Below are 21946 nucleotides of genomic sequence, written 5' to 3'. Positions count from 1 at the left end.
ACTTTGGAAGGAGAGTTCTGCCATGATGCCAACGTACAAGCCCCGCAACAAGCGTCGCGTGGCCAAGCACGGGTTCCGGAACCGGATGGAAGACCGCTGGGGTCGCGCCGTCCTGTCCCGCCGCCGCAAGAAGGGTCGGAAGGCCTTGACGGTTTCCATCGGCTCGAAGCACGCCCGCGTCTGACCGACGACGAGCGCTTTCCGCGCTCGCGTCGGCTGGTCCGCAGTGACGAGGTCCGCCGGGTCTTCCGGAGTGGACAGCGGAGCCGCCACCTCTCGGTGGACATTCATTGGAAGGCCGGCGAATCGGGCCATCCGCGTCTCGGACTCGTTACCCCGAAGTTCCGACAGACCGCGGTGGCCCGCAATCGCATCCGGCGGTGGCTGAAGGAGCTGTGGCGACGCGAGCTTCAGTCCTCCCTCCCCGCCCTGGACGTCGTGATCCGGGCGCGTCCGGAGGCGTATGCCGCCAGTTATGCCTCGCTCCGGCTGGAGCTGCTCGCCTGGTGCGCCGAGCGGACCCCATGACCACCTCCCAGTTGGCATCTGAAACGCCCGAGGCACCGGTCCCGTCAGGACCAGCCCGTGCCCTTGCCCTCCTTATTCGCGGCTATCAGCGCTTCATTTCTCCGGCTCTCCCCCCGGCGTGTCGATTCTCGCCGAGTTGTTCCCAGTACGCCCTGGAGGCGGTGCGCCGCCACGGGGCCCTGGCTGGGGGGTGGCTGGCCATCAAACGGGTCGCCCGCTGCCATCCCTGGCATCCGGGTGGTTATGACCCGGTTCCCTGACCTGTGAGCTGCTCGTGAACGATCGTAGGCCGTTGATCGCGATCGCGTTGATTCTGGTGATCTCCGTTGCGCCGATGTTCTGGAACCGCCCTGCCCCGCTGCCGGTGGGCGCCGATTCGTCGGTCGTGAGCAAGGCGGGTGGTCCTGCCCCGCTCGCTGGCGCGATCGATGCGCCGGCGACGATGCAGGCGGCACCGAGCGGCGACACGATCGCACCGGTGGTGCGCGCGCCGGAACGGGTGATCTCCGTGCGCTCGCCGCTCTACCGCTATGGCATCTCGACGCGCGGCGGCCAGTTCGTCTCGTCGCGCTTCCAGTCGTACACCACGATGTACCCGGGCGACACGCTCGCCACCGGCAAGCGCGACACGCTCGAGTTGTTGCGCCGCGATGCCCCGCTGCTCACCGGGAAGCTGGTCGTCTCCGGCGACACGCTGCACCTCGACCGGATCGACTTCACCGCGAGCGCCGATTCGCTGGTGGCGATCGATGCGCCGGCCACGCTCGAGCTGACCGGACAGTCGGGGCGCTACACGATCGCGCTGCGCTATCAGTTCGCCCCCGATGACTACCGCGTCCACGTGACCGGCTCGGTCACCGGCCTCACCGGCACCGGCGCCACTCTCCTGCTCGGGTTGGCCGACGGCTTCCGCGAGACCGAAGACGACACCGTCGCGAATCATCGCGAGGGCGGCGTCGTCACCAAGCTCGACAAGACCACGCTGACCCGCTTCTCCGACCTGGAGGTGGGCGAGTCGCGTGTCCTCACCGGCCCGTTCGAGTGGGTCGCCGTCAAGTCGAAGTACTTCGTCGCCGGCCTCTTTGCCTACGACAGCACCGCCGTCGGCGGCGCGCGTGGCCTGATCGGCGCGGTGCGCGCCCACGCCCGCCAGACCAACGTCAAGGAGCCGACCCGCGCCGACGTGGTGGCCTCGGTCGTCGTCCCGCCGAGCGGGCTCTTTGCGTGGTCGCTCTTCCTCGGCCCGATGGAGTACGACCACCTCACCCGCGTCGGGCACGACTTCGACGACGTGAATCCCTACGGCTGGCCGGGTTTCCGCACCGTGATCCGCCCGTTCGCCGTCGGCATCCGGAGCTTCTTCGTCTGGCTGCACACGTCGACCGGCCTGAGCTACGGCTGGGTGATCGTCATCTTCGGCATCCTGGTGCGCCTGCTGCTCTGGCCGCTCAACCAGAAGGCGATGCGCTCGATGGTCGCCATGCAGGCGATCCAGCCGCAGCTCACCGCGCTGCAGACCCGCTACAAGGAAGATCCGCAGCGGCAGCAGGCGGAGATGTTCAAGCTGTACAAGGAGAACAAGGTCAACCCCTTCGGCGGCTGCTGGCCGATGTTGTTGCCCTACCCGCTGCTGCTGGCCGTCTTCTTCGTGCTGGCGAACACGATCGAGTTGCGCGGGGTTCCCTTCCTCTGGATGACGGACCTGTCGCGCTTCGATCCGCTCTACATCATCCCGGTGATCATGGCCGTGTCGATGTTCGCCGTCTCGAAGATCGGCCAGATGGGGATGCCGCCGAATCCGCAGGCGAAGATGATGATGTACATGATGCCGGTGATGATGCTGGTGCTCTTCTCGCGCTTCGCGGCCGGGTTGAACCTGTACTACACCATCCAGAACATCGTCTCGCTGCCGCAGCAGTGGCTGATCATGAAGGAGCGGAAGAAGCTGGTGCCGAAGGCGGCGCCGGCGGTTGAGGTGAAGACGAAGGGAAGTCGTTAGTCGTTGGTCGTTAGTTGTTGGAGGTCCTGAGAGGTGAGACGGGGCCCGCGTGGGCATCCGTCTCACCTCTTACCTTTCACCCATGCCCGACCTAACGACCAACGACCAACGACTAACGACCGACAGCACCATCGTCGCCATCGCCACCGCCCCCGGACTCGGCGCCATCGCCATCGTGCGGCTGAGCGGGCCGGAGGCGTTCGCGATGGCCGCGCGTTTGGCGCCCTCGGTGGAGGTTGCTCGCGCCCGCGAGGCGCAGCTGGTGGCGCTGGTCGGGCCGGACGGCGAGGCGATCGACCAGGCGCTGGTGACCTGCTTTCCGGCACCGCACTCCTTCACCGGCGACGACACGGTGGAGTTCTCGGTGCATGGGGGCGCCCTGGTGCCGGGGCTGGTCGTGGCGGCGATCGTGGCCGCCGGGGCGCGAATGGCGGAGCCGGGCGAGTTCACCCGTCGGGCCGTCCTCAACGGCAAACTCGACCTGTTGCAGGCCGAGGCGGTCGGCGACCTGATCTCGGCGACCGCGCCGGGGCAGGCCAGGGTGGCGCTGCGGCAGCTCGATGGCGCCCTCTCCCGGCGAATCGCCGCGCTGCGTGAGGAGACGCTCCAGGCGCAGGCCCTGCTGGCCTACGCGGTCGACTTTCCCGAAGAGGACGACGGGCCGGTCGCCCCGGAGCGGCCGGTGGCGGCCGTGCGCGGGCTCATGGCCCAACTCGAGGGGTTGCTGGCGACCGCCGCTGATGGTGAGCGGGTGCGGCAGGGCGCCTTGGTGGTCCTGGCCGGGCCACCCAATGCGGGCAAGTCGACGCTCTTCAACGCGCTCCTCGGCAGTGAGCGTGCTCTGGTCACCGAGATCCCCGGCACCACCCGCGACGCGATCGAAGCGGACACCACGGTGGAGGGGTGGCCAGTGCGCCTCGTAGATACCGCGGGACTCCGCAACTCAGGCGACCGGCTTGAGGCGATGGGGGTCGAAGTCTCGCGGCGGTACCTTGAGGCAGCGGATATCATCCTCTACTGCAACGACTTGGCGGAAAACCGAGAAAGAAATGAATATTCATTTACACATTCTCGCGAAACAGCGCAGATCGCGACCAAATCAGATGTCCTGGGTGTGAAAGAACGGGGTACTACAGGCTACTCCTTTGTCTCCGCCCACACCGGCGAAGGGATCGCCGACCTCCGGCGGCTCCTCGCCGCTCGACTCTTCGGCGGCGTGGCGCGTTCGGCCGGCGATGGCGGCCTTCTGACCAGGGCTCGGCATCGCGCCGCCATCGACGCCGCGCTCGCGGCGCTGCGCCTCGCCGACGAGGAGCTGGGGGCAGGGGAGGTCGTGCTGGGAGCGCACCAGCTGCAGGAGGCGGTCGCCGCGCTCGATGGGCTGATTGGGGTGGTGGATCGGGAGGAGGTGTTCGACCGGGTGTTCGCGGGGTTTTGTATCGGCAAGTAGGGGCGCATCTCGGCCAACGCCCCCTCGCGCGCCTCCAGCAACTCCTCGGCAGCGGCGCGTTCGTAGGCCTCCTCCACATGCAGCGGGCGCCGAGTCGCGATTCGCTCGAGCGCCGTGTCGCGCAGCGTGACGGCCAGCGGCAGGTGGCGCGGGCGGAGTGAGCCTGCCTGCGCCACGACGGCATCGCTGGCGGTACGGTCGACCACGTCGGTGAAGAGCACCGTGAGCCCGCGCTTGCGGTGCCGCGCCGCGAGGTACGCGAACGCCGCCGGGTAGTCGGGCTCGACCATCCGCCCTTCAATGGTGGCGAGCGCGTCGAGCACCTGCCGCAGGGCACGTCGGCCGCGCGCCGGCGGAATGAAGCGCATCACCTGATCGGCAAAGACGAAGAGCCCGATGTTGTCGTCGTGCAGGACCGCGCTGTGCGCCAGCTCCAGCGCAGCGTCGATCGCCGCCTCGAGCCGAGGACGTCCCTCGCTCTCAGCGGTCAGCAGTCGACCGGCATCGATCATCATCAACACCTGCTGGCGCCGCTCGTCTTCGTAGCGCCGCACCATCAGCTTGCCGCGCCGCGCGGTCGCCTTCCAGTCGATCGAGCGCGTCTCTTCGCCGGGCACCCACTCGTGCAGACTCTCGAAGACGCGACCCTCACCCAACCGGCGCACGGTGCGTTGCCCCGCTTCGCGCCGGCGCTGCGATTGCGTCGGCAGCGCGCGGATCGCCGCGTGGCGCAGGTTGGGATAGACGGTGACACTCCACGGCAGCGGTCGCACCGCTTGCCGCCAGGCAAGCCCCCAGCGGCCGAGGCCGCGCAGATGCAGCAGACCCGCGGTGGCCTTGCCGCGCCGGGCGGGAGTGAACGCCAGTTCCTCGAGGACGGTGCCGGCGGCCGGCAGGAGCAACATGCGGGTCCGGTCGCCAGGCCAATCGAGCGGGGCAGGGAGCTCCTCGCGGACCACCAGCTGCACCGGACGGGTGAGCGTGTTGCGCCAGGTGTAGCTCACCGGCAGTGTCCGGCCGACAGAAAACGCCGGCGGCGCCTCGCGGGTGACCGGCCATTCTTCGAGCGGCAGCGCGGCGGCGTCGCGGGCGTCGAGGAGGAAGGCCAGCACCCAGAGCAAGTCGAGTGTCAGCCACACCACGCCGGCCGCCGGCCACCAGATGGCGAGCGGGGCGACTGCGGCAAGTGCCGCGGCGACCAGGAACCAGCGACGCGAGGGAAGGATCACCCGCGCGGCGCCTCGATCCGCTGGATCAGCGTCGACAACGCGTCGTCGGCCGAGACGCCTTCGAGTTCGAGTTCTGGCGCGACGACGACCCGATGCCGCAACACGGCCGGCGCGAGTCGCTTCACGTCGTCGGGTGTGACGTACTCGCGGCCATCGACGAGCGCGGCGGCCTGCGCCACCTTGAGCAATGCGACACTGGCCCGAGGCGAGGCGCCGAGCGTGAGGGCCGGTGCGTTGCGCGTGGCCCGCACCAACGCCGTGATGTATTCGACGAGTGGCAGCTCGACCCGCACGCGCCGCACCGCTGACCGCAGCGTCGCCAATCCCGTCGCGTCGAGCACCTGCTGAATGCCGAAGGTGGCCACCGAGGAGGAGTCGAAGCCCCCGAGCACCCGATGCAGGACACCGCTTTCGACATCCGCCTCGGGATAGCCGAGCGTGCTCTTGATCAGGAAGCGATCGAGTTCCGCTTCGGGGAGCGGATAGGTGCCCTCGAACTCGATCGGGTTCTGGGTGGCGAAGACCGTGAACGAGGCGCTCATCGGGTGACTGGTGCCATCCACGGTCACACTGCGTTCGCCCATTGCCTCGAGCAAGGCCGCCTGCGTCTTGGCCGGCGCGCGGTTGATCTCGTCGGCGAGCACCAGGTCGGCGAAGAGCGGGCCCGCGCGGAAGGTGAAGTCGCCGCTGGCGTTCAGGATGCTCACGCCGGTGATGTCCGAGGGCATCAGGTCGGCGGTGAACTGGATCCGACGGAACGCCAGGCCGAGCGCCTCGTTGAATGCGCGGACGAGGAGCGTCTTGGCGGTGCCCGGTGGCCCTTCGAGGAGGACGTGCCCGGCGGCGAGGAGCGCATGGAGCGACTCGCGAACGACCACCTCCTGGCCCAGCACGACGCGTTGAATCTCGGTGAGCACGCGGCTCGCGGTCTCGGCGTGTGCGACAGCCTCCTCGGCTGTCAGGTGCGAATGCTCTGCCACAACTCCTCCGCGGCGTTCGCCGCTTGCAAGACGCTCGACGCCGGTTGCCCGGGTGTCGTCAGGTGAATCAGGGTATCGAGCGCGCGACGTCCCTCGGCCGACGTGGTGTTGCCATCCTGCTCGACCAGCCACCGACGCCAGTCGCCGCGCGACCGCAGCGCCGTCGGCGTCAATCGACGACGCAGGCCGCGCACGATGGCGCCAATGGCCTCGTCGTGGCCCTTGGCCGCCGAGAGGGCGGTGGCCAGGGCGCGGAGATGCTCGATCGGATTGCGGCGTCGCCGGTCGATGCGCGCGCCGATCTGTCCGAAGCGGAAGGCGCCGAACAGCAAGACGAGGACGCCGACGCCCGCGAGTTGCCAGGCGGCCCATCCCCAGGGGGAGCGGCCACTCCAGTCGACCACGGCCTCGCCGAGCGATCCGCTCGCGCCGAATCCGTGGTGGTACTCCTCGAAGACCACCTGATCGTACCGTCCGGCCATCAGGCCGAGCACGAAGGGGCCGGCGCCGTTGTCATGCCGACGCACGACGCGATTGCGGAAGAGCGCGACATCGGCCACGAGGAGGACATTCCCCGAGGAATCCGCGGGCTCGAGGCGAACCGCGACCAAGCCCTTGGGCGTCGTGAGCAGCGGCGTGACGCGTGCGTAGCGCGGGACGGCGCAGCGCGTGGCCCCGGTGTCGAAGACGCGACTCGAATCGGCGGCGACCCCCTCACCGGTGGGCTGCAGCAGCGCGTGGACGGTCATCGGCGCTTCGCGGACCGCGAGCGAATCGAAGGGGTGCGGCTCGACCCGATAGCCGTAGCAGCGCATCAAGGAACTGGCCGCCGTGCCGGCGAGCAGCAGATCGCCGGTGCGACGGAAGCGTTCGATGGCAGCCCGATCCGGACCGCTGAGGGGTGCCGACGGATTCAGCAGTGCGAGCAGGGTGCGCTGGTTGCTGTCGGGCACGGCCAGGCGCGTGGTCCGATCGCGCTGCCGACGGACCGAGATCCCCAGGCCCCGAGTGGCCTCGAGGATGCCCGACGTCCCCCCCGGCCCGGTAACCAGGGTCGAGGCGCGCTCATCTTCGGTGATCCGCTTGTCGCTGCCGGCGAGCAGCCCTGCGATGGCAAGCAACACCGCGACGGTGGTGACGACCAGGAGGAGTTCAGTGCGCGGGCGCATAGCGCTCCGGCGCGGCGCGACGGCGCCATTCTGCGTAGTCGGCCGCGTCGCAGGCCGCGCCGCCGAAGACAATGCGGTAGAGCTGGCGGACCAGGTCGCGGAATTCCTCGCGCGCTTCGCCACGAAGCGCGGGTTCGCCGAGATATTCTGCCGGCGTCTTGCTGGGATGGAAGTGCATCGCACCCCAGCCGTCGAGCGTCAGGACCAGCGCGAGAAAATCGGCCTGGACCGCCTCGCGATAGCGCCCCGCGCTCGCGAGACGATCGGCCTCGGCGCGGAACCAGGCGGCGTCACGCCGTTCCGCCGCACTCGGCATGATCGCGGCGACAGTCGGCGGCGCACGCAGTGTCTGCCACACCAGCCAGCCGACGTGCACCAGCACCGCCACCAGGAGCGCCACCAGGATCCCGACCACCACCAGATAGAGTGCGGGGCTGTTCGATTCGAGGTGCCTGATCCAGTCCATCAATTCGGCGAAGCGCAGTCGCACCGCGGCGAGGGGATCCGTCGGCTCGCTCCACCGATACGTTGGTGCGGCGAAGACCGAGTCGAGGAGGGTGCGGAGCGAATCCCCTTGGGCCGTGATCACGTCGCCGGGACGTCCGCGGCCATGAGTTCGAGGTCGAAGCCTTCCTTGCGCACCCGGATGTCGTAGTAGAGCACGACCGTCGCGACATAGACGAAGGGATAGACGAAGATGCTGAGGATCGAGGTGGCGACCATCATCGGAATCCCAGGCTCCGTGCTCCCCGCGCGAATCGCCAGCATGGCACCGACCAGCATGGTCGGAACGACCAGCAGGAGCATGGTGATGCCGATGACCGAGAGGATCTTCCGGCGGAAACCCTTGCTGAGATCCCAGGAGCGTTGCAAGGCGTCGATCCCCGGCTTGTCCTCGAGGACCACGACCACCGAGCTCAGCATGAGTCCGGACATCGCGATGAACCCGGGGATGATCAGCAGGATGAAGCCGGTCACGATCAGCATCGCACTGCCGATGGACGACACCAGCAGTCGACCGATGAAGCCGAAGGCGTCGCGGATGGCGTCGACCGCGCGGACCGTGCCGCCGAGGTAGGCCTCGGAGACCACCGACGTGGTGGCGGCGATGCCGATGGTCGAAAGCACGAACGAGAGCAAGAGGTGGGTCGCGCCCAACGGGATGTTCTCCAGCAGGCCACCCGAGCGCTCGACGTAGATCCCCAGCGAGTCCGGTACCACGCGGGTCATGGCCGCGATGGTGACCAGCGGGACGAAGTGCGCTCGGTACACCCCGAAGGAGACGTCGAGCACTTCACCAGCGGAGAGCGGACGCAACACGGGTGCGCTCATCGTGGAACACTCCTGGGGGAGGGGAGTTGGGCGGGAAAGATCCGACGCCGTACATTACCGGGAATTCGCCGTTCCGGCACCCCCCACCGCCAATCGGATTCATGGCCGACACTCCGGCACCGACCTATCGGCAGCATTTCGAGCTCGAAACACCGGAGCACGTCGTCCTCGACTACGAGCTCGCCGGCGTCGGCAGCCGTGCGCTCGCGGCCCTCGTCGATATGCTGCTGGTCTTCATCCTTTCCCTGGTGGTGACGGTCTCGCTGCTCTTCTGGGGGAACTTCTCCGGCTGGATCAGTGCGTTGCAAATCCTGTTGCTCTACTCGCTGATCTGGCTCTACTTCGCGCTCTTCGAGGGGTTGCGCCGCGGCCAGACGCCCGGGAAGCGGATGGTGGGGATCCGCACCATCCGCGACAGCGGGCATGGATTGACCTTTGCGGATGCCGCGACCCGCCACCTGCTGACACCGATCGACATGGTCGGCATGATCGGGTTGGTCCTGATCGCCGTTCACCCGCGAGCGAAACGGCTCGGCGATCTGGTCGCCGGGACGGTGGTGGTGCGTGATCAACCCGTCGAGGTGGCCCGACCGGCCGAGCCGGTCGACGACGCCGTCGATGCGGAGGCGGATGGCTCGCCGGAGTTGGCGGACGACGAGTTTGCCCTGGTGCGCGAATTCATCGGGCGGGCGCCATCCCTGCCGCGTCCGGTGCGCAATCGGTTCGCCACGCAGTTCGCGGCGCGCTTTGCCGGCCGCTTTCCGGATCGTCCGGGCGACGACTTCCAATTCCTGCAGGAGTTGTACAACCGCGAGCGTGGCCGCCGGCGCGGCAAGTTCGGCGCACGGAGTGGCGGCGGGCGACGCGCGGTGTCCGAACGGCTGTTGGCGCGGAAGGGCGCCCGCTGGGATGCCTTTGACCTTTTGGCCGGGCGCGTCGCGCGCGGCGGACTCGACGTGTTGAGCGCCGAGGAGTTGCCGGACTTCGCCGCCCGCTACCGCGAGGTGGCGGCCGACCTGGCCCGGGTCCGCACCTATGGCGCCGACCCCGTCGTGTCGGCGCGGCTCGAGCGCCTCGTCGCCGCCGGACACAACGCGCTCTATCGTGCGGAGCGGCGGAGCTGGCGCCGACTCTCACGATTCCTGGTCGTCGAGGCGCCGGCCGCGGTGGTGGCTTCGTGGCGGACGGTGCTGCTCGCCGCGGCGCTCTTCATCGTGCCGGGGATCGGCGGTTACGCCTTGCTGCGCGAACAGCCCGGGCTCGCCCCGTCGCTCATCCCCGACGTGATGCTCGAGCGCGCCGAGGCTGGGCAAAGCCGAGGACCCGCGGGGAGTGGGTACGTCGAGGTGTCGGCCGAGAAGCGGCCGGTGATGGCCACGTCGATCATCGCCAACAATGTGCGGGTCGCGGTCGCGTGCTTTGCCTCCGGTGTGGTGTTTGGCGTCGGCTCGTTGCTGCTGCTGGCCTTCAATGGCCTGCAACTCGGCGCGGTCAGCGGCCACTTCGCGAACCTTGGTGTGCTGGGCTATCTCTGGAGTTTCGTGATGGGGCACGGCGTGCTGGAGCTGTTTGCGATCTGGGTGGCGGGTGCGGCCGGCTTCCTGCTCGGTCGGGCGGTCATCGTCCCGGGCGACTACAGCCGGCGTGACGCGCTGGTGCTGGCCTCGCGGCGCGCCTTGCCGATGGTCGCCGCCGCGGTGGTGCTGTTGATCGTCGCCGGGCTGATCGAAGGACTGATCTCGGCGAGCACCGCGACGCTGACGCACGCCTCGCGGTGAGCGGCGGGTCGGCGCTCTTTCTCGCGATCTATCTGTTGGTCGGCTGGGTGGCGTCGCGGCGGATGGTGGGAGCGCGGCCGTAGGGGCGACGCATGCGTCGCCCTTACACAGATCGACATCTGAGCGCGCCGTCGGGGCCGAACCCCCCTATCTTCCGCGCATGTCAGACACCCCCACGCCCCTTCGCGTCACCATCCGCAGTGCCACACCCTGCGCGCCCTACGTCCTCAACGGCGATTTCGAAGTCGTCGATGGCGACGGCAACCCCATCGAGTTGCCGCCGCGCGTGAATCAGCAGCGGCTCTCGCTCTGTTCCTGTGGCCAGAGCGCCAAGTGGCCGGTCTGTGACGGCACCCACAAGGGCATGATCCCGATCGCCCCGACGCCCTGAGGTGTCTCAGGCCGGGAGTCGGAGTGCCTCGCGCACGCCGACCCGCGCCACCCGGTCCGCGGTGAGTCGCCAGGCGAGGTAGCGCCCGGCACCCGGCGGGATCACCGTGCCCTGATAGGTCCGCATCGCGGCGGGCGTCTCCGAGACCAACCAGCGCAACACCAATCCCAGCCCCGACTCGTCGAGATCGGGGGTGAGCAGCGCGTTCAACGTCCGCTCCCGCTCGCGCAGCCGACCGACTTCGCCGCGCCGCAGGCCGATGAGTCGGTGCGTCGGCGTCGCTGGAAAGACTGCGTGCGAGAGATGGATCGCCACCCCGACGGCGTAGATCCACTCACGCAGCGGCACGGTGCGCGTCAATTCCCAGCTGTCCCAGGTCGTCTGGGAGGTGTCGCGGAGGATCGCGGCGGAATCGGACGCGCCCCACCGGGTGATGGCGGCCTGGCCGCGCACCTGGGCCAGCAGCAGGGCAGTGTTGTCCGGCTCACGATCCAGGAAGAGCACCACGAGCGGTGGCGCACCGGGGAGGGGGAGGACGGCCTCGCCCTCGTCGCTGCCCGCCACGAGCACGGTGGAGTGGGGAAGGTCGGCGCCGAGGCGCGCGGCGGCCTGCTCGGCGTCGCGCAGTTGCTGCGAGAAGGAGGCGTCGGCAGCTCGGGCCGCTGCCCGCGCCAGCACCGCCGGATCGGTCGTCAGCGGCAGCGCCTCGAGGTGGGGTGCCCGCTGGCGCCGGATACGCTCGAGCACCGCCGCGTGGCGCTCGAGCAATTGGTGCATGGCGCGCGTGGCGTCGGATGCTCCACGCGCCGCCGCCCAGGGCGTGACCAGATCAAGCAATGGCATGAGTGGTCGAAGCTACCGACGGGAGCGCCGTGGGGACAGGTGGCGGATTTCCCCCCCCGCGAACCGGTCAGACGCCGTATCTTGCACGGAGTTGGCGCTCTCTCACCGACGGATGGTGCCATGACCAGCCAAGGGCAGGCCGCCCTCATCGACGCGATTCACGACATCGACGACATCGTCGCTGTCGCGGATGCGACGGGCATGGTCGTGTACGCCAATCAGCAGGCGATCGAACTGCTGCGAGTCGTTCCGGGCACCACGACGCTGTGGGAGGCCGTGCCCGCGCCGATGGCGGATCGGGTGCGCGATGTGATCCGACGGACGATCGCCGAACAATCGAGCATCGAATTCACCGAGCGCGTCGGCGTCCGGAACGACTGGTTCGACCTCCGCTTTCAGGCGCGCGGCGAGCGAGTGGTGATGATCGGCCGCGAAGCCAATGCTCGGGTGATTCGCGACCAGCTCACCGAATTCGAGTCACGTCTGACGCGAGTCGATGATCGGAGTGTCACCGCCGAGGAGCTCCTCGCGCGCGCGGCGGCCGAGTTCCGAACGATGGCCGGGTGGGACGTCGCCGAGTCGTGGATGCTCATGGGGGGGCGCGAATGGAAACTCATCGCGTCGGTGACGAGTGGCCGTCCGGGGTTGGACGAATTCCAGGCGGCGATGGACGAGCAGCGGTTCGAACTGCACTTCGGCTTGCCCGGCCTGGCCGCACGGACGCTGCATCCGGTCTATCTCGAGGAACTCACGCCGGAGCATGGCTTCGTCCCCGGCAACCTCGCGACGGCGGCCGGGCTTCGTGCGGGGTTGGCGGTTCCGCTGTTGAGCAACGGCAACGCCGTCGCCATCCTCGTCTTCCTGCATGGCGAGTCGTTCGGCAATGATCCATCGCGCGGACTGGTCGAGGCCTTTCTGCCGCGGCTCGCGGAGCTGATCGGGCATGCCCGCGAGCTCGAGATGGCCGACCACCTCTTCGAACTCTCGCTCGACGGACTCGTCGTGGCGGGCACCGACAGATACTTCCGACGGGTGAACCCCGCGTTCTGCGAAATGCTGGGTCGGACCGACCGCGAGCTGCTGGATCTGCCCTGGGATCACTGGATCCACCCCGAGGACCTCGCCGCCACCGAGGCACAGAACGAGCGGTTGACGCGCGGCCTTCGGACCGTCAACTCCTTCACGAATCGTTATCGCCACGCCGATGGTGGCTGGCGCTGGCTTGAGTGGGCGGTCTTTCCCGACGCCGCGCACGACCTCATCTATGGCACCGTCCGCGATGTGACCGAGCGGCGCCGGACCACCGAGATCGAGTCGTTGCACCGGGACGCCCTGGAGCATCTGGCCCGGCGCGCGCCGCTCACCGAGATCCTGACCGACCTGGTCCGATCCGCCGAGATCCTCGTCCCCGACGCCGTCGGCTCGATCCTGCTGGTGCGCGACGGCCACTTGCACGGTGGTGCGGCGCCCAACCTCCCGGCACCATACATGAAAGCGCTGGAGGGGCAGCCGATCGGCCCAACCGCCGGCACCTGTGGCTCGGCCGCCTGGCGGGACGCCGTGGTCCTCACCACCGACATTCAGCACGATCCGCTCTGGAGCAATTGGCGCGAACTGGCGGCCGAGCACGGACTGGTGGCCTGCTGGTCGATGCCGTTCCATACCGCCGACGGGGCCGTGGCCGGCACGGTGGCGATCTATCCCGACTCGACCCGCGCACCGACCTCGGCACAACTCACCACGATGGAGACGATCGCGCGACTCGCGTCGGTGGCGGTGGAGCACCGTCGCGTCGACGAGGAGCTGCGGCTGCTGCAGGCGGCGATCGAGAACCTCAACGACATGGTGATGATCACCGAGGCCGGGCCGATCGACGAGCCTGGTCCGCGGATCCGATTCGTCAATCGGGCCTTCGAGCGCGTGACGGGGTGGCACCGGAGCGACGTCATCGGCCGCTCGCCGCGCTTCCTGCAGGGCGACGTCACCGATCCCGCCACCCTGGAACGAGTACGCACGGCGCTGGCCCAGTGGCACCCGGTGCGCGAGGAGCTGCAGAACGTTCGTCGCGACGGCACGCCGTTCTGGGTCGAGATGGACATCGCCCCGGTGGCGGACGCGACCGGCCAGTTCACCCACTGGGTGGCGGTCGATCGTGACATCACCGAGCGACGGAATCTCGAGGAGCAGCTGCGCGAATCGCAGAAGATGGAGGCGGTCGGTCGGCTCGCCGGCGGCATCGCCCACGATTTCAACAACATGCTCACGGCGATCTCCGGCTTCGCGGAGTTGCTGTCGCTCGACCTGCAGGACGCGTCGACGGAAGCCAAGTCACACCTGAAGGAAATCGTCCGCGCCGCCACGCGCTCTGCCGAGTTGACGCGCAAGTTGCTCGCGTTCTCGCGCAAGCAGCTGCTGCAACCGCGCACGATCGACCTCTCCGACACAGTGCGCGAACTCAGCACCCTGCTCGGGCGCGTCGTCGGCGAGTCGATCCACCAGCGACTGCGGTTGGCCGAGGAGCAGGTCTGTGTCACCGTCGACCCGGGTCAACTCGAACAGGTGCTGCTGAATCTGGTGGTCAACGCCAAGGATGCGATGCCGACGGGTGGCTCGCTCCAGATCGAGACCGCCGAGGTGGAGCTCTCGGATGACTTCGCGGCGAGCCATGTCGGCATCCCGCCGGGGACATACGGGATGCTGGCCGTGACCGACACCGGCGTCGGCATTGATCCGGCGGTGCGGGCGCGGATCTTCGAGCCGTTCTTCACCACCAAGGCGGGGCAGGGTGGCACCGGTCTCGGCCTCTCGACCGTGATCGGCATCGTGACCCAGAGTGGTGGGCATGTGGTCGTGGAGAGCGAGGTGGGCTCGGGGACGACGATGACCGTCTATTTCCCGCTGGTGAGCGCGCCACCCACGCCGCCGGAGCCCGTCGCAGAGGTCACCGCGGAAACCGGCTCCGGCACCATCCTCCTGGTGGAAGACGAGGAACTGCTCCGCTCGTTGGTGACGCGGATCTTCACGCGGGCCGGCTTCACCGTGCTGTCGGCACCCGACGGTGAAGTGGCGCTCGAGATGGCGGCGCAGCATACCGGGCCACTCGACTTGCTGTTGACCGACGTGGTGCTGCCCGGCATCAACGGGCGGCTGGTGGCGGAAGGGGTGCACGCGCTCCGCCCGGAGACGCTGGTGCTCTTCATGTCCGGATATACGGAGGATGCCATCGTGCATGATGGCATCCTCGGCGGGGAGATCGATTTTCTGGAGAAGCCGTTCTCGAGGCAGGAGTTGCTGGCGAAGGTGATGGCGATGCTCGGCGCGCGTTGAGCGCTAGTGCAGTTCGCCGCGGCGCCGCTTCGCCGCCTCGTCGAGGAAGCGCCGTTCGTCGGCACTGAGCGCATCGATGCCGGCCGCGCTGATCTTGTCGAGCAGCCGGTCCATCTCCAGCCGTTCATCCATCACCGGATCGCGCACCGGCGCACTCGGCGCGCGTTCCGTCAAGCGCTCGCGTCGCGGCGCGGTGCCGCCGGTGCCGAGTTCGGCGGCCGGCGCGGCGACCGGAATGCGCGCTCGCGGCGGCGCGATGTGCGGTGGCTCGAAGGACTTCCCGCCGCCCTGAATCACGAAGAAGAGCCAGCCGCAGAGCAGCCCACCCAGGTGGGCCACATGCGCCACGCCGTCGCTCCCCATCAGCGCGCCGAAGACATCGAGCCCCGCCATGATCGCCACCAGCGTCCGCGCCTTGATCGGCATCGGCAGCGGGAAGACATACAGCTTGGCATCGGGATGGAACTTCGCGAACGCGAACGCCACGCCGAGCACCGCGCCGGAAGCGCCGATGAAGGGGTAGATGAATGACGGCGCGACGGTCCAGAGCAGCAGCGAGGTGATCGCCGCGCCGAGGCCGCAGTAGAGATAGAAGAAGAGGAACGCGGTGCTGCCGAGGCGACGCTCGACCGGTGGGCCGAAGACGAAGAGGGCAATCGAGTTGCCGACCAGGTGGAAGAGCCCGCCGTGCACGAACATGTAGGTGACGAACGTCCACGGCCGCGCCAAGGCCCGGGCCGGGTCGAAGGTCACCAGGTCGAGCAGGACCTCCGACGGAAAGAGCGTCTGCTGCAACAGCAACACCACGGCGTTGATCGCGATCAGGCGACCAACCCAGGGGGTGATGCGGTCTTGCAGGGCTCCGCTCATTCGGTGGCTTCCGGTGTTTGGGGTCGTAGGTCGTAAGTCATAGGTCGTAAGTCCTACGACCCGCGGCCCATGACCAACGACTTACGACTTACGACTTACGACAAATCCGCTCACACAGTTCCGCGAACCCGATCCCCGCCGCCTTCGCCGACTGCGGCAGCAGCGAGGTGGCGGTCATCCCCGGCAGGGTGTTGGCCTCGAGGCAGAAGAGGCGGCCCTCGGCCGTGAGCCGGAAGTCGACCCGCGAGTAGCCACGCAGTTTCAGTGCCTGATGGGCCAGCAAGCCGAGGCGCTGGGCCTCGCGGGTGACCGTCTCTGGAATATCGGCCGGAAAGATCTCCTCCGACATCCCTGGCGTGTACTTGCACTCGTAGTCGAACAGCTCGTGCTTCGGGATGATCTCGCCGACGGCGAGGGCCTCGTCACCCAGGATGCCGACGGTCAGTTCCCGGCCCGGGACGAAGGCCTCGAGCATGACCTCGTCGTCATGGCGCGCGGCCTCCTCAATGGCGGGGACGAGTTCGGCCACCTCCCGCACCACGCTCAACCCGACCGTCGACCCCTGCTTGCTCGGCTTCACCACCAGCGGGAGGCCCAGCGAGGCGACGGCCTCGGTCAGGTCGGTCGGGGCCATCCGCCAGGCGGCGGTCGGGACCCCGGCCGTCTCGAAGAGCCGCTTGGCGATGTCCTTGTCCATCGCCAACCCGGAAGCGAGCGGCCCGGAACCGGTATAGGGGATCCCGGCGACCTCGAGGAGGTGCTGGACGGTGCCGTCCTCGCCGCGCCCGCCATGCAGGGCGAGGAAGACGACGTCGGCCTGCCGAACCAGCGGTTCGTCGAGCAGTCCGGCGAAGAGCACCCCGCGCTCCTTGGCCTCGAGTGCCCCGACGTCCGGTGGCTCGATGCCGACCCGGCCCCCCAGCACCCGCGCCTCGGCGGTGGCATCGAGGACGCCCTCGATCGTGTCGGCGACATGGACGATGTGCCCACGCGAGCGCAACGCGGTCACCACCTGGGCTGCCGAGGCAATGGCGACGTCGCGCTCGGCGGAGGAACCGCCGGTGAGGACGAGAATGCGCAGTGGGGAAGCGGTCATCGCTGGATTGTACCCCGACAACGGAGATTTGACCAACCAGCGAGGACCCCCTCGACGCCCCCCCCCCCCCCCCCCCCCCCCCCCCCCCCCCCCCCCCCCCCCCCCCCCCCGGGGCCCCCCCCCCCCCGCCGCCCCCCCCCCCCGGCGCCCGGGCCCCCCCCCCCCCCCCCCCCCCCCCCCCCCCCCCCCCCCCCCCCCCCCCCCCCCCCCCCCCCCCCCCCCCCCCCCCCCCCCCCCCCCCCCCCCCCCGGGGGGGCCCCCCCGCCGGGCCCCCCCCCCCCCCCCCCCCCCCCCCCCCCCCGGGGCCGGGGCGGGGGGGGCCCCCCCCCCGGGGCGGCCCCCGGGCCCCCCCCCCCCCCCCCCGGCGGTGGGAATCTTCGGCGAGTGGAAGCCACCGGGGAAGCCCTGAGTATGTTGCCTCCCGACACTCATCCACCGAGGCCACCGTGCGCATCGTGAAGGGCAAGTTCGCCGGTCGCCACCTGACCTCCCCGGCCGACCAGCGAGTCCGCCCCACCAAGGAAGTGGTGCGCGACGCCCTGCTCACGATGCTGGAACCCGACTTGAAGGGGATCCGGGTGCTCGACCTCTTCGCCGGAACCGGGGCGCTGGGGCTCGAAGCGATCTCGCGCGGCGCCAAAAGCTGCGACTTCGTTGAGTTCCGCCCGGCGTCGCTGCATGCGCTCAAGGCAAACGTGGCGGCGCTGCACCTGCTCGATCGGACGCGGATCTTCAAGAAGGATGCGGTGCCCTGGACGGCGATGCTCGAGGCCGATCGTTACGACCTGGCCTTCGTCGACCCGCCGTACGAGTCGAAGGTGCTCGACCGCATCCTCGACATGTGGCGCGCCAAGCCGTTCGCACGGCTGCTCGCGGTGGAGCACGCGACGAGTCACGCGATCCCGAACGGATCGCGGCGGAAGGTGTTTGGGGATTGTACTGTCACCATCTACAAGGCAGCGAACAGCGAAAAGCGAACGCCAGTGACGGATGATCGATGATTGATCATCGATGATCGATCGTCGATCATCGTCACCTTCCTCGAATCCCATGGACTATCAGGAATCTCCACCACCTCCGCCGCTGGACGGCTGGATCCGCACCTTCTGGCGGCTTCGCGGCCACGGGCTGGGACAGCAGCCGGTGGTTCCGGATGGCCGGATGGAGATCGTGATTCATCTCGCGGACTGCTTCCACCAGATCGACGCGTCCGGCAACAGCTCCGCTCAGGACGAGGTGATGCTCGCGGGACAACTCACCGCGCCACTTCTCCTGGCGGCCGGTGCCAGCGCCGACGTGATCGGGATCCGTTTCCGCACGGCCGGAGCACGAGCGCTGCTGGGCATTCCGCTCGATGCCATGCGTGACAGCGTGATTCCACTGGATGCGGTCGACCGCCCACTGTCGCGGGCACTGCTCGCGGCGGCGCGATCGTCGACCCCCTTCGAGGCGCTTGCCCAGGCGATCGGTGCGCGGACGACGGGGCGACCGTGCAACGGGTCGGAACATGCCGTCCGCCTCCTGGCCGGGGGATCACGAATCGCGGCCGTGGCCGGGACAGTGGGGGTCTCGGTACGCACGCTGGAGCGACGGGTGGCCAACGACACGGGACTTCCGCCCAAGGTGCTGCAACGGATGATCCGATTCCGCCGCTTCTACGGACTCTGCCAATCCGGCGGGATCACGGGGTCACGCGCGGCGCACCTCGCGGGTTACTACGATCAATCCCACGCCGAGCGGGACTTTCGGGCCTTCACAGGGACCGCACCGATCCACCACTTCCGCGACACCCCGGGAATGACGGCCGCGCTGCTGTCGCATTCGTCCTAGTCAGCCGGCTGGCACCACGCGCAGGATTCCTCTCCCTTCTGCCATGGAGCCTCGCATGATCCGCGCGTCGTCGGTTGCCCTCGTGCTCACCCTTACCGCCGTGCCCGCGCTCAGCGCCCAACAGGCGATCGATCGGCTGGGATGGATGGCGGGGTGCTGGGAACAGAAGAGCGCGACCCGGAGCACCGTGGAGATGTGGATGGGCCCGGCGGGTGGATTGATGCTGGGAGCGTCACGGACGGTGGCGGGTGGGGCCCTGCGGGAGTCGGAACAACTCTCGCTCCGACAGGACGGGGAGGTGGTGGTGTATCACGCCGCTCCCTCGGGCCAGACGCCGACCGCATTCCGCTCCACGATCGCCAGTGACACGCTGTTGGTCGTCGAGAATCCGCAGCACGACTTTCCGACCAAGATCAGCTACCGTCGCGTGACGGCCGATTCGGTGGTCGCGTTGGTGCAGGGGCCCGGGCCGAATGGGATGCGGGGGTTTGCTGTGGGGCGTATGGCCGTACGAAGTGCGAGCGGTGAAGGGCGGACCAAAAGAGACCGATGATCGATCATCGATCATCGATCATCGATCATCGTCCAATCATCAACTGCAACACATCATACCGACTCACGATCCCCACCAGCGTGTTGCCGTCGCGGACCAGCGCCGCCGGTGATTCGCGCGTGAGCATCGGCGCGAGCCGATCCACCGGGAGCGAGAGCTCGACCACGGGGTAGGGCTCTTCCATCACCTCGCGCACCGGACGATCGAGCAGCGTCGGCTGCTCGAGTGCCTGCGTCATGAGGGTCCCCTCGTTGAGGGCGCCGATGCAGCGACCATCCTCGATCACCGGGATCTGCGACACATCCCAGGTGTGCATCAGGTTCACCGCCTGGCGCACCTGCGCGGAGGGCGCGAGCTGCACCAGCGTCGGATGCGAACCGCCGCGCTTGGCGAGGAGGTCGCCCACGGTCGGCTTCACCGTCTCGAGCAGCTGATTCTCCTGCAGCCATTCGTCGTTGAACACCTTGCTCAGGTAGCGCTCGCCGGTATCGCAGAGAATGGTGACGATGCAGGCGGCGGGGTCGTTGAGCTCGCGCGCCAACTGCAGCGAGAGATGCACGTTCACGCCCGCCGAACCGCCGACGAGGATCCCTTCCTCGCGCGCCAGGCGACGCGCCATCGCCATCGCATCGCGGTCACTGCACTGGCGGAACTCGTCGATCAGGTCCCACCACACCGTCGTCGGCGCCTTGTCGCCCCCGATCCCCTCGACCTTGTACGGCGCGCCGTCGGTGCCGATGGTGCGCGTGCGATGGTAGCCGCTGTAGAGCGAGCCGACCGGGTCGCCGGCGATGATGCGGATCGCGGGGTTCTGTTCCTTGAGGTACTTGCCGATGCCGCTGATGGTGCCGCCCGTGCCGGCGCCCGCCACGACATGGGTGACCTTGCCACCGGTCTGCGCCCAGATCTCGGGGCCAGTGGTGGCGTAGTGCGCCTCGGGATTGACCTGGTTGTAGAACTGATTGGCGAGGATCGCTCCCGGCGTGTCATGGGTGATCTGCTTCGCCTTCATGACATAGTTCTCGGGATGATCGGGCGGCACCGCCGTCGGCGTGATCACTACCTCGGCGCCATACGCCTTGAGCAACCGCACCTTCTCCTGCGACATCTTGTCGGGCATCGTGAAGATGCAGCGATACCCCTTGAGTGCGGCCGCGATCGCGAGACCGACCCCGGTGTTGCCGCTGGTCCCCTCGACAATCACCCCGCCCGGCTTGAGCGAGCCATCACGCTCCGCCGCCTCGATGATCGCCAGACCGATCCGGTCCTTCACCGAGCCACCCGGATTGACGTACTCCGCCTTGCCGAAGACCGGCGTGCGGACGTCTCGACCGACCCGCCCCAGACGAATCAGGGGGGTCTGGCCGATGGTGTCGAGGACAGTGTCGTAGGGGAAGGGATGGGGTGTGTGCATGGGGGGAAGTGTAACGCGGGGGAACGGCGAACGACAGCGAAGCGAACGGGCATGGGATCGGATCAGCCTTGGTCGGCGCGCCCATCCCGACCCCCCCCCCCCCCCCCCCCCCCCCCCCCCCCCCCCCCCCCCCCCCCCCCCCCCCCCCCCCCGGTGACACTATCGATCATCGATCATCGACCATCGATCATCGATTCGTCCGGAGCGAGTCCGGCAACCGGAACCGAATCGGCACCTGGATCGGCGCCACCACCGCGGTGTCGTTGCGGGTCGCGGGGTGGAACTTGAGCGCTGGAGCAGCAGCCATCGCCGCCGCGTCGAACTCGGGGTGGCCACTGGAGGTGGCAATCCGGGTCGAATCGCGGATCACGGCGCCGGCGGAGTCGACCACCAGATAGAGGAGGACCTCTCCCTCGACCCGCTTGGCGAACAACTCCGGGGGGTAGGGGATCTCGGGGCCGCCAGCGACCGGCCTGGCAGCCCGGAGCGCTGCCGCGGGAGGCTCGCCCCCACACCCCTCGCTCCCGAGAAGGAGGGTCACGGCGAGGGCGGCAAGTGATCGGCGCATGGGCAACATCCGAGTAATGTAAGCGATCATGCAGCGCGGCAATTCACCCCACCCGCTGACGATGACGAGCCACCTTGGCCCGGTTGCCACACCCCTGCATGTCGCACCAGCGGCGCGACCGGTTGCGCGAGGCGTCCACGAAGAGGCGACCGCAGCCATCACAACATTTCAGCCTGGCCAGATCAGGCCCCGTCAGCAGGAGCGCCGCCGACCAGGCGACCGGCCAGAGCGACCGGGCCACATCCTCCGCCGGACCAATCCACCCCCAGCCATACCCACGCACCGCCGGCAACACGCCGCGGTGATTCTGCCCCTGCGAGAGGATGCGGTTGAGTCGCCCAAGGTCGCGTTCGGCGGCTCCCTCACCCAACGCCTCCGCCCGAAGCAGCCGGTGAAGGAGGACCCGAAAACGGGCGACCTCACGCAGCGCGGCAGGGTTATCCACCGGCTCCGGCAGCTCGGCGCCATTGGCAAAGTCGACGCATAGAACACCGCCGATGTCTTGCTGGGATTGGAGCATGTAACCAACATAACATCGGATGGTGGTTACGGCGAGAGGATGATCGATGATCGATGATCGATCATCGAT

The 21946-nt window shown here is 68.6% G+C and carries 20 protein-coding genes; 10 read left to right on the top strand and 10 right to left on the bottom strand.

All coding sequences use genetic code 11. The features are described from left to right. The first annotated feature begins 22 nt into the window (after window positions 1-22). The 4 genes from rpmH to yidC all read left to right on the top strand — a co-directional run bounded on the left by rpmH (window position 23) and on the right by yidC (window position 2527). Window positions 23-184, top strand: a complete 162-nt coding sequence (gene rpmH, locus IPG05_13030) for a 50S ribosomal protein L34 (protein MBK6496001.1) — start codon at window positions 23-25, stop codon at window positions 182-184. Between the two features lie 95 nt (window positions 185-279). Next, window positions 280-528, top strand: coding sequence for a ribonuclease P protein component (gene rnpA, locus IPG05_13025; protein MBK6496000.1), 249 nt, complete (start codon window positions 280-282; stop codon window positions 526-528). Beyond that, on the top strand, window positions 525-788 hold the full coding sequence (gene yidD, locus IPG05_13020; GenBank protein ID MBK6495999.1) for a membrane protein insertion efficiency factor YidD: 264 nt from the start codon (window positions 525-527) through the stop codon (window positions 786-788). Before rnpA ends, yidD begins: the two co-directional genes overlap by 4 nt. A 14-nt stretch (window positions 789-802) precedes the next feature. Further along, window positions 803-2527, top strand: a complete 1725-nt coding sequence (gene yidC, locus IPG05_13015) for a membrane protein insertase YidC (protein MBK6495998.1) — start codon at window positions 803-805, stop codon at window positions 2525-2527. A gap of 1137 nt (window positions 2528-3664) precedes the next feature. On the opposite strand, the gene IPG05_13010 is transcribed toward yidC, so the two are convergent. From IPG05_13010 to IPG05_12995, 4 genes are all read right to left on the bottom strand, one after another. After that, window positions 3665-5206: a DUF58 domain-containing protein gene (locus IPG05_13010; GenBank protein MBK6495997.1), complete on the bottom strand. Its 1542-nt coding sequence runs from the start codon at window positions 5204-5206 to the stop codon at window positions 3665-3667. Further along, window positions 5203-6558 carry a MoxR family ATPase gene (locus tag IPG05_13005; protein MBK6495996.1) on the bottom strand — a complete coding sequence of 452 codons (1356 nt, stop codon included), beginning with the start codon at window positions 6556-6558 and terminating at the stop codon, window positions 5203-5205. Before IPG05_13005 ends, IPG05_13010 begins: the two co-directional genes overlap by 4 nt. Before the next feature lie 780 nt (window positions 6559-7338). Further along, entirely contained in the window at window positions 7339-7944 is a 606-nt protein-coding gene (locus IPG05_13000) for a DUF4129 domain-containing protein (protein ID MBK6495995.1), read from the bottom strand. Continuing rightward, window positions 7941-8687 (bottom strand): hypothetical protein, encoded by a 747-nt coding sequence (locus IPG05_12995; protein ID MBK6495994.1) that lies wholly within the window; start codon window positions 8685-8687, stop codon window positions 7941-7943. Before IPG05_12995 ends, IPG05_13000 begins: the two co-directional genes overlap by 4 nt. Window positions 8688-8788: 101 nt before the next feature. Between IPG05_12995 and IPG05_12990 the strand changes: the two genes are divergently transcribed. Together IPG05_12990 and IPG05_12985 are read left to right on the top strand one after the other, a co-directional pair. Next, window positions 8789-10465, top strand: coding sequence for a stage II sporulation protein M (locus IPG05_12990; protein MBK6495993.1), 1677 nt, complete (start codon window positions 8789-8791; stop codon window positions 10463-10465). Between the two features lie 160 nt (window positions 10466-10625). Then, window positions 10626-10856 (top strand): CDGSH iron-sulfur domain-containing protein, encoded by a 231-nt coding sequence (locus IPG05_12985; GenBank protein MBK6495992.1) that lies wholly within the window; start codon window positions 10626-10628, stop codon window positions 10854-10856. Window positions 10857-10862: 6 nt separating this feature from the next. Here IPG05_12985 and IPG05_12980 read toward each other — a convergent pair whose 3' ends face one another. Continuing rightward, window positions 10863-11699 carry a hypothetical protein gene (locus IPG05_12980; GenBank protein ID MBK6495991.1) on the bottom strand — a complete coding sequence of 279 codons (837 nt, stop codon included), beginning with the start codon at window positions 11697-11699 and terminating at the stop codon, window positions 10863-10865. Between the two features lie 120 nt (window positions 11700-11819). Between IPG05_12980 and IPG05_12975 the strand changes: the two genes are divergently transcribed. Then, window positions 11820-15026, top strand: coding sequence for a PAS domain S-box protein (locus IPG05_12975; protein MBK6495990.1), 3207 nt, complete (start codon window positions 11820-11822; stop codon window positions 15024-15026). 3 nt (window positions 15027-15029) lie between these two features. Here the strand turns inward: IPG05_12975 and IPG05_12970 are convergent, their stop codons facing one another. Continuing rightward, complete coding sequence (locus tag IPG05_12970) at window positions 15030-15896, bottom strand: rhomboid family intramembrane serine protease (GenBank protein ID MBK6495989.1); 867 nt, start codon at window positions 15894-15896, stop codon at window positions 15030-15032. Between the two features lie 88 nt (window positions 15897-15984). After that, window positions 15985-16992 (bottom strand): D-alanine--D-alanine ligase, encoded by a 1008-nt coding sequence (locus tag IPG05_12965; protein ID MBK6495988.1) that lies wholly within the window; start codon window positions 16990-16992, stop codon window positions 15985-15987. A gap of 446 nt (window positions 16993-17438) precedes the next feature. Between IPG05_12965 and IPG05_12960 the strand changes: the two genes are divergently transcribed. Genes IPG05_12960 through IPG05_12950 form a run of 3 tightly spaced genes read left to right on the top strand, consistent with a single transcriptional unit; the run spans window position 17439 to window position 19375 of the window. Further along, window positions 17439-17993, top strand: coding sequence for an RsmD family RNA methyltransferase (locus IPG05_12960; protein ID MBK6495987.1), 555 nt, complete (start codon window positions 17439-17441; stop codon window positions 17991-17993). Window positions 17994-18042: 49 nt separating this feature from the next. Further along, the gene (locus IPG05_12955; protein ID MBK6495986.1) at window positions 18043-18822 is read left to right on the top strand and encodes a helix-turn-helix transcriptional regulator; all 780 of its coding nucleotides are present in this window, start codon (window positions 18043-18045) and stop codon (window positions 18820-18822) included. 43 nt (window positions 18823-18865) lie between these two features. Beyond that, on the top strand, window positions 18866-19375 hold the full coding sequence (locus IPG05_12950) for a hypothetical protein (GenBank protein MBK6495985.1): 510 nt from the start codon (window positions 18866-18868) through the stop codon (window positions 19373-19375). A gap of 25 nt (window positions 19376-19400) precedes the next feature. On the opposite strand, the gene IPG05_12945 is transcribed toward IPG05_12950, so the two are convergent. The 3 genes from IPG05_12945 to IPG05_12935 all read right to left on the bottom strand — a co-directional run bounded on the left by IPG05_12945 (window position 19401) and on the right by IPG05_12935 (window position 21877). Then, window positions 19401-20789 (bottom strand): pyridoxal-phosphate dependent enzyme, encoded by a 1389-nt coding sequence (locus IPG05_12945; protein ID MBK6495984.1) that lies wholly within the window; start codon window positions 20787-20789, stop codon window positions 19401-19403. A gap of 187 nt (window positions 20790-20976) precedes the next feature. Beyond that, a complete protein-coding gene (locus tag IPG05_12940; GenBank protein MBK6495983.1) occupies window positions 20977-21357 on the bottom strand; it encodes a TonB family protein in 381 nt (126 codons plus the stop codon). Between the two features lie 43 nt (window positions 21358-21400). Next, complete coding sequence (locus IPG05_12935; GenBank protein ID MBK6495982.1) at window positions 21401-21877, bottom strand: CGNR zinc finger domain-containing protein; 477 nt, start codon at window positions 21875-21877, stop codon at window positions 21401-21403. Window positions 21878-21946: the final 69 nt, after the last annotated feature.

This window comes from Gemmatimonadota bacterium, assembly GCA_016704275.1.
In the GTDB taxonomy this organism is placed as follows: Bacteria; Gemmatimonadota; Gemmatimonadetes; order Gemmatimonadales; family GWC2-71-9; genus Palsa-1233.
The sequence above is the reverse complement of the archived record's forward strand: the minus strand, read 5'-3'. Positions and strand labels throughout refer to the sequence as shown.